This window comes from Armatimonas sp. (assembly GCF_964826245.1).
In genome coordinates this window covers 23,410-30,543 of record NZ_CBAYMC010000014.1, presented here as the reverse complement: position 1 = coordinate 30,543, position 7,134 = coordinate 23,410, and the positions used below count along the sequence as shown (strand labels likewise).

Genomic DNA, 7,134 nt, shown 5'->3' with positions numbered 1-7,134 from the left:
TTTGAATCGAAAGTGCGCCCGGCGCTTCTAGCACGCTGCGTCGCCTGCCATGGCCCAAATCAGCAGCTCGGGAACTTGCGGCTGGATAAGGCGATCTCCGCGGCGCAAGCGAAGCAACTTATCGCCACGGTGAGCTACACAGGTGCGATCAAGATGCCACCCTCGGGGAAGCTGCCCGAGACGGAGCGAGCGGCGCTGACGAGCTGGGCTGCTGCCGGTGCGCCCTGGCCGAGTGCGACAAAAGCTCCTAGTAAGCCTAAAGGCCCGTTCTGGGCGTTTGTGCCGCCGAAAACGCCTGCGCTCCCCAAGGTAAAAGCCCGCTGGTGGGCACAGAACCCGCTCGATACGTTTGTGCTGGCCAAGCTGGAGAGCCAGGGCCTGAAGCCCGCACCGCCTGCGGATCGCCGGACGCTGATTCGTCGTGCGACTTTTGATCTGACGGGCCTGCCGCCGACGCCGCAAGAAATAGACGCGTTTCTGGCCGATGCCAAGCCCGGTGCGTTTGAGCGCGTGGTAGACAGGCTACTCGCCTCACCAGCCTATGGGGAGCGCTGGGGGCGGCACTGGCTGGATGTGGCACGCTATGCCGACTCGAACGGTGTCGATGAGAACTTAGTCTACGCCAACGCCTGGCGCTACCGCGACTGGGTCATCAATTCGGTCAATGCCGACAAGCCGATTGATCGCTTCATTCAAGAGCAGCTCGCAGGCGACTTAATCCCCGGTGCGGGCGACAGTGGCATTATCGCCACGGGCTATCTGGCGCTGGGACCCAAGATGCTCGCCGAAGACGATCCCGTTAAGCAAGAGCTGGACATTATCGACGAGCAAGTGGACACGCTGGGCAAGACGTTTATCGGCCTGACGATTGGTTGCGCACGCTGCCACGACCATAAGTTCGACCCGATCCCGGCAAGAGATTACTACGCGCTTGCTGGCATCTTCAAGTCCACCAAGACCATGCTTAATTTTAAGAACATGGCCGACTGGAACGAGCGCCCGCTTGCCAGCAAAGAGGATCAGGACAAGCTCGCCGCTATCGAAGCGCAAATAAAAACCCGCCGCGACGACGCCAATAAACAGCGCGAGGCCGCTGAGAAGGCTCTTTTAGCGCAGGTGCGCCCCCAGACCGCTGCCTACGAGAAAGCCGCTCGTCAGCTCCTCGCCACTCAGAAAGCCGCGACCGCGCTCAGTGCGACTATCCCGGTGCCGGATGGTGCTGTGCCAGCGGGCGTGATCTTGCGTGAGGCCGAGGACTTCACCCGCGGTAATGTCAACAAAGACAGGGGCGGCTTTGGAAAAGAGATCGGCGTGCTGGTCAATGCCGAGCAGTACCCCAACCGCACCGAGTACGAGGTCTCCGTGCCGACGGCAGGGCCGTACCAGCTCGACCTGCGCTACGCCTCAGGGGACCCTAGAGCCTGCCGCATCTATGTCAATGGCGCCCTCGTGGCCTCCAGCGCTGCTGGGAAAGTGACCGGGGGCTTCTATCCCCAGCATCAGAAGTGGTTTGCGGAGGGAGTCTTTGCACTAAAGGCGGGAACCAATACGATCAAGCTGGAGCGCGATAGCTACTTCCCACACATCGACAAGCTCTTGCTGATCTCCCGACCCGATGCACCGCTCACCCAGAGCCTAGAGACGCTTGCCGCTGAGGCAACACTCCTCCCAGAGCTGGTGGCGGAGCTGGCCGAGCGTATCAAAGACGAAAAAGAGATTCGCTTAGAGCTTCCCGACAAGCCCGACCGGCTCTTCCCAAAAGACGTGCAGGCCGAGCTGAAGCGCCTCGATGACGAGCGCGTAGCACTGGAAAAATCCCGCCCCGAGCTGCCGCGTGCGATGGCCGTGAGCGAGGGAACCCCAACCAACTTAAAAGTCCACCTGCGCGGCAACTATCTCACGCTGGGCGAGGAGTGTGTCCGGCGCTTCCCCACCGCGATCTCCGGCGAGAACCAGCCTGCCCTGCCGATGGCGAGCAGTGGGCGCTTGGAGCTGGCGCAGTGGCTCACCGACGCGAAGAACCCACTCACGGCGCGGGTCTTCGTCAACCGGGTCTGGCGCTGGCGCTTCGGGCGCGGGATTGTGGGCTCGGTGGATAACTTCGGAGCGCTGGGCGACCTGCCCACCCACCCCGAGCTTCTGGACTGGCTGGCCACAAGCTTTGTCAAAGACGATAGCTGGAGCCTGAAAAAGCTTCACAAGCGCCTGATGCTCACCAATACCTATCTGATGAGTGGGCAGTTCGATAAAAAAGCCGCCGCGCTCGACCCGGACAACAAGCTGCTCTGGCGCTTCCCGCGAAAGCGCCTGGAGGCAGAAGCGATTCGCGACAGCATCCTGGCAGTCACAGGGACACTGGATAAGACGCTCGGGGGCACGCTGCTGACCTTCCGGCCCCGCCAGTATGTCACCAGCACCGCCAACGCCGACCCCGTCAAGTACGACAGCCGCCGCCGCGCGGTCTATCTCCCAGTCGTGCGCAGCGCCCTCTACGATGTCTACACGGCTTTTGACTTTGGCGACCCCACGGTCATGAACGGTGACCGCCCCAGCACGACCGTCGCGCCCCAAGCCCTCTTCATGCTCAATAGCTCGGTGGTGCTCAGCGCTACCAAGGCCCAGTCCGAAGTGCTGCTTAAAGACACAGCACTCGACGACGAAGCCCGCGTGCGCTCGCTCTACCTCACGTGCTACGGACGCCCCGCAACCACCGCCGAGGTGCTCCGTGCCTTCGATTTTCTCGCCCGCTTCGAGGCCGCTTACGCCAAGGCCCCCAACCCGCGCCAGAGCGCCTGGCAGAGCCTCTGCAAGTCTTTAATCGCCGCCAATGAGTTTCTCTATGTTGATTAGATCTGAGTTTTCGCGCCGCCAGCTTCTGAAAAATAGCGCAATTGGCTTTGGCAACCTAGCCCTCCTGAGCCTGCTCGACCAAGAGGCAAAGGCAGATACAAGCCGCAACCCGCTCCTGCCTAAAGCGCCGCCGTTTCCTGCGAAGGCCAAGCGGGTGATCTTTGTGTTCCTGCACGGCGGGCCAAGCCAAGTGGACACGTTTGACCCCAAGCCGCTGCTCACCCGCGACCATGGCAAGCCGTTTCCGGGCACCATTCCGCGCATTGTCTCCAGCCCGACCGGCAATCTGCTGAAGAGCCCTTGGGCATTTAAGCGCTATGGCCAGAGCGGGATTGAAGTCAGCGATCTCTTCCCGCACCTGGGAGGCTGTGTGGACGACCTGTGCTTCATCCACTCCATGCACGCGTCGAACTCGCGGCACGGTGGGGCACTTTTGGAGCTGCACACTGGCAGCGATACGTTCGTGCGCCCGAGCATGGGCTCCTGGATCACCTACGGCCTCGGCACGGAAAACCAGAACCTGCCCGGCTTTCTGACGATCTGCCCGACACTCACGCACGGCGGCGTCAACAACTGGAGCTCGGCGTTTTTGCCCGCCTGGACCCAAGGCACGCCCATTGGCAATGCGAGCATAGATGCGGCTCAGGCGAAGATTCCCTTTATCCAGAACACGGAGACGCCGAGTGAGGCGCAGAAGCTAGAGCTGGAGCTACTGGGGCAGCTCGGGCGAGAGCAGCTCGCGCACTCTGGCCCTGACCCCGCGATGGAAGGCCGCCTCAGCTCGTTTGAGCTGGCCTTTAAGATGCAGCTTGCCGCGCCGGAGCTTCAAGAGATCGCGGGAGAGTCTGAGGCGACTAAGAAACTCTACGGCCTCGATGATCCCAAGACGCGCAACTTTGGGCACCAGTGTTTACTCGCGCGGCGCTTCTCCGAAAAAGGCGTACGCTTTGTCCAGGTGACGCATTCTTATAAATGGGATCAGCACGGGGATCTCCGAAAAGACCACACGAGCAACGCCGCCGAAGTCGACAAGCCAATCGCGGGACTTTTGAAAGATCTGAAGTCACGCGGCCTGCTCAAAGACACGCTCGTGGTGATTGGCGGCGAGTTTGGGCGCACCCCCGTGGCCCAGGGCGACGATGGCCGCGACCATAATCCGCACGGCTTCACGATGGTACTGGCAGGCGGTGGCGTGAAAGCGGGCTTCCGCTACGGCGAGACCGATGACTACGGCTTCTACTCGGTGAAAGATAAATGCCACGTCCATGACCTGCACGCCACGATCCTACACCTGCTGGGCATGGATCATAAGAAGCTCACCTACTTCTACGGAGGCCGCAACTACCGCCTCACCGATGTCCACGGCGAGGTCGCCACGGGGATTATCGCCTAGCCTCTCTCCCCGAATGGCTAGGGACCCGCGGGGAGAGGGTTCTTGTAGAAGAAGGCATGGGAAACGCAACGACAGTCGCTCTGGTAACGGGCGCAAACAAAGGCATTGGTCTTGAGACCACACGGCAGCTTGCCACACAAGGCATCACGGTCTTTCTGGGCTCACGTGATCTTGCAAAAGGCGAGGCGGCGGCCAAGACGCTCACCGGCGATGTGCGGGCTATTCAGCTTGATGTCACCGAGGGGGCCAGTATCGCAGCCGCCGTGGCAACTGTGGAAAAAGAGTTCGGAAAGCTCGATATTCTGGTCAACAACGCGGGCCTGGGGACATTTGATCGCCCTACCACCACTGAGGACTTGGCGCACTGGCGCTGGACCTTTGAGACCAACCTCTTTGGGCTCGTCGAGACAACCCAGGCGTTCCTGCCGCTGGTGAAAAAGAGCGAGGCGGGACGGATCGTGCAGCTTACCAGCATCCTAGGCTCACTCACCCTGGCAACCACACCCGACTCCCCCATCTATGGCGCGTCCGGATTTGCGGCGGCCTATGGGGCATCCAAAGCGGCAGTCAACATGTACACCGTCCACCTGGCACGCGAGCTAGAGCCTCTTGGTATCAAAGTGAACGCAGCGCATCCCGGCTGGGTCAAGACCGAGCTCGGCGGCGAGGGCGCGATGCTAGAAGTTTCCGAGGGCGCAGAGACCAGTGTCTACCTGGCCACGCTCCCCGCCGATGGCCCCACGGGCGGCTACTTCCATAAACAAGATCGCCTCCCATGGTAGAAAGTAACACGGTAAAAAACAACACTCTCCTGCGCTACGCCACCGTCATGGCGAAAGTGATCCTCGGCGTCGGGTTTCTGGTCTTTGGTGCGAACGGGTTCCTGCACTTCTTGCCTGTCCTGCCGCCTGCCAGCGCCAGTGCCCAGAGCTTTCTCGGGACTCTGGACAGCACGGGTTATCTGAAAGTGGTCAAAGCACTGGAGATGCTGGCAGGCGCCCTGCTGATCGGAGGAAGGCTGGCTCCACTGGCGCTGCTCATTCTCGGGCCCATCGTGATCAATATCCTGCTCTATGATCTCTTTATGGATCCGAAAGGCTTACCGATTGCGGGCTTCTTCGGTGCGCTGATTCTCTTTTTGGCCTACCGGCACAAAGAGCACTTCGCCCCGTTCTTTGTCGTGCGCCCAGAGCACTGCACCTTTAAAGGGAACTAAAAAAAACCGCCCGAGATTTCTCGGGCGGGTTTGTGTTGGCGTACTGTCTTTACTGCGGAACCGAGCCCCCTCGGGGTGTCATGGCATTCGCAGGCATGGGGACGGAGAGCTTGCTAGCATCTTGTGCCTTTTGCGGACCAAGTACGCCCGAAGAAATCAGTCCTAAGACCAGTGTCAGAATCGCACAGAGAATCGCGACGTTCTTGGCGACGCCCCCTCGAACCTCTGGGTTGCTATCGTCCAGTGGCTCGCGGAAGTACATCTGAACCACTAAGTTCAAATAATATGCCACGCCAATCACACTGATCACCAAGCCCAGTCCCGCGAGCCAGTAGAGCTGCGCCCCGACGGCGGCGTAGAACACGTAGAACTTGCCTAAGAATCCTGCGGTCAGCGGAATGCCCGCCAGCGAGAAAAGCAGTATGGTCAGTGTCGCGGCGGCGGCAGGGTTGCGCTTGCTCAGACCGGCAAAGCGGCGGATATCCGTAAACTCGTCCTCCCCGGAGTGCCCTAGCCAGACCATTACAGCGAAGGCTCCAACATTCATCAGAGAGTAGGCCAGCAGATAGAACCCAATGCTGTCAATGGCGATATTGTTGCGCGAGCTAAGCGAAGCTAAGATCCCTACCAGCAAGTAGCCCGCGTGTGCCACCGACGAAAACGCGAGCATGCGCTTGAGGTTCACTTGGCGAATCGCTAAAATATTTCCCAGGAGCATGGTTGCCAGCGCAATGCCCCAGATAATATGGCGAATTGTCGGAGTCTGCTGCTCCACGATTGCCAGCGGCTGAAGAAACCGTGCCAGCGCCGCAAATGCACCGATCTTGGCCGCTGCGGACATAAAGGCTGCCACAGGTGCCGGAGCGCCTTCGTAGACATCGGGCGCGTAGGTATGGAAGGGAACCAGGGACGCCTTAAAGCCAAGTCCTACGAGGATCAGCGTGATCCCGACGATAAAGAGGGGCGAGGTCGCCAGCGGTGTGGCCGTGCTCATGGTCAGACGGAGCACCTCAGCGATATGCATCACATTGGTATACGAGCCACCCACAAGCTGCATCCCGGCTCGCTGTGCTGCCAAACCCACTGCACCATAGACCAGCGCGATTCCGTAGAGGAGAAAGCCTGAGGCAAAGGCCCCGAGCAAGAAGTACTTGACCGCCGACTCTTCGGAGCGCAGCTCGCGACGCGCATAGCCTGCCAAGATATAGAGCGCCACAGAGAGAACTTCAAGCCCGACGAAGAGATTGATTAGATCCAGTGCGCTCGTCATCACCATTGCGCCCGATGTGGCAAAGAGGATCAGGGCATAGAACTCGCCAAAGGCCAAGCGCTTGTCCTCAAGGTAACGGCCGGACATCCCGATGACCATAGCCGCAACAAGGCAGAGAGTTATGTCCAGCAAGGCACTGAAGCCATCCATGGTCATCCCTGCACCGAAGAGCTGTGCTGCGGGACTATCGGAGCTAGGGAACTTCACTCCCGAGAGTGACGCAACATTCAGCGCGGGCAGGCAAGCAATCGCCGCAAGCGCCAGCCCAATGTGGCAAGTCAGTGCCAGCGACTTTCGCGCCACAAACGCATTGCGACGCAGGTCAAGCAAGAGGACCAGCATCCCGCAGACCATGATGATAAGCGGAGTGAGAAGCCCTTGAAGACTCTCTAGTATCTCAGACAT

5 protein-coding genes are annotated in these 7,134 nt (G+C 60.1%); 4 read left to right on the top strand and 1 reads right to left on the bottom strand.

What is annotated here, in order from left to right; all coding sequences use genetic code 11:
• The 4 genes from AC1XOS_RS02850 to AC1XOS_RS02835 form a co-directional block, all read left to right on the top strand.
• Positions 1 to 2,850: DUF1549 domain-containing protein (locus AC1XOS_RS02850; protein WP_481960704.1), on the top strand; the 2,850-nt coding region annotated here is incomplete at its 5' end.
• Positions 2,840 to 4,243 (top strand): DUF1501 domain-containing protein, encoded by a 1,404-nt coding sequence (locus AC1XOS_RS02845; RefSeq protein ID WP_481960703.1) that lies wholly within the window; start codon positions 2,840 to 2,842, stop codon positions 4,241 to 4,243. The genes AC1XOS_RS02850 and AC1XOS_RS02845, both read left to right, overlap by 11 nt.
• A gap of 56 nt (positions 4,244 to 4,299) precedes the next feature.
• The gene (locus AC1XOS_RS02840) at positions 4,300 to 5,025 is read left to right on the top strand and encodes an SDR family oxidoreductase (RefSeq protein ID WP_481960702.1); all 726 of its coding nucleotides are present in this window, start codon (positions 4,300 to 4,302) and stop codon (positions 5,023 to 5,025) included.
• Entirely contained in the window at positions 5,019 to 5,459 is a 441-nt protein-coding gene (locus tag AC1XOS_RS02835) for a hypothetical protein (protein ID WP_481960701.1), read from the top strand. The genes AC1XOS_RS02840 and AC1XOS_RS02835 overlap by 7 nt, the downstream gene beginning before the upstream one ends.
• A gap of 49 nt (positions 5,460 to 5,508) precedes the next feature.
• On the opposite strand, the gene AC1XOS_RS02830 is transcribed toward AC1XOS_RS02835, so the two are convergent.
• Positions 5,509 to 7,134, bottom strand: a complete 1,626-nt coding sequence (locus AC1XOS_RS02830; protein WP_481960700.1) for an NADH-quinone oxidoreductase subunit N — start codon at positions 7,132 to 7,134, stop codon at positions 5,509 to 5,511.